The organism is Mesorhizobium sp. M5C.F.Ca.IN.020.32.2.1, assembly GCF_004023105.1.
GTDB classification, from domain to species: domain Bacteria; phylum Pseudomonadota; class Alphaproteobacteria; order Rhizobiales; family Rhizobiaceae; genus Mesorhizobium; species Mesorhizobium wenxiniae.
Window position 1 is genome coordinate 1 of record NZ_RZSX01001416.1, and the last position, 904, is coordinate 904.

2 protein-coding genes are annotated in these 904 nt (G+C 60.8%); both read left to right on the forward strand.

Going from position 1 to position 904, the window contains the following annotated elements:
- Nucleotides 1–5: 5 nt before the first annotated feature.
- On the forward strand, nt 6–254 hold the full coding sequence (gene rpsR / locus EOA86_RS36435; RefSeq protein WP_006203718.1) for a 30S ribosomal protein S18: 249 nt from the start codon (nt 6–8) through the stop codon (nt 252–254).
- 265 nt (nt 255–519) lie between these two features.
- Nucleotides 520–904, forward strand: a 385-nt coding sequence (rplI, locus tag EOA86_RS36440; protein ID WP_128345818.1) for a 50S ribosomal protein L9, incomplete at its 3' end; no start/stop codon positions are given.

Genomic DNA, 904 nt, shown 5'->3' on the forward strand with positions numbered 1-904 from the left:
GAATAATGGTCGACATCAACCAGATCCCGACCCGGCGCCCGTTCCATCGCCGCCGCAAGACCTGCCCGTTCTCCGGAGCCAACGCGCCCAAGATCGACTACAAGGACGTACGTCTTCTGCAGCGCTACATTTCCGAGCGCGGCAAGATCGTGCCGTCGCGCATCACCGCCGTCAGCCAGAAGAAGCAGCGCGAACTCGCCAAGGCGATCAAGCGCGCCCGCTTCCTCGGACTGCTGCCCTACGTGGTTCGCTAACACTCTTTCAGCGGGCGGTTCGCCGCCCGCTCTTCCCAACGGTGACGGGCGCCGCAGGGCTGAACTTGATTGATGCATGTCGTTGTCCCAAAACCGGGGCCACTTTTGGGCGACATGCATTGAAAATCCCGGGTTGAGGCGAGACCTCTAACTGCCGCGACAGGCAGGACAGCGACATAGGCGGCAACGCCCTCAGCTTCCTGACCTGTTCCAGACAATTCGGCGTCGATGCCAGTGATTGGCGCCCAAACGAAGGAACAAAACTATGGACGTCATTCTTCTCGAGCGCGTTTCCCGCCTCGGTCAGATGGGCGATACCGTCAAGGTCAAGGATGGATTCGCCCGCAACTTCCTGCTGCCGCAGGGCAAGGCGCTGCGCGCCAACGAAGCCAACAAGAAGAAATTCGACGGCCAGCGAGCCCAGCTCGAAGCCCGCAACCTCGAGCGCAAGTCCGAGGCCATGCAGATTTCGGAAAAGCTCGACGGCAAGAGCTTCATCGCCGTACGTTCGGCCGGCGAAACCGGCCAACTCTACGGCTCGGTGTCGACCCGCGACATCGCAGAGCTTTTGACGGCGGAAGGCTTTTCGGTCAACCGCAACCAGATCCTGCTCAACCAGCCGATCAAGACCATCGGCCTTACCAATGTGG

What these genes read in the sequence shown, in the direction of transcription:
- rpsR (WP_006203718.1), top strand. Translation starts at nt 6, where the DNA reads ATGGTCGACATCAACCAGATCCCGACCCGGCGCCCGTTCCATCGCCGC.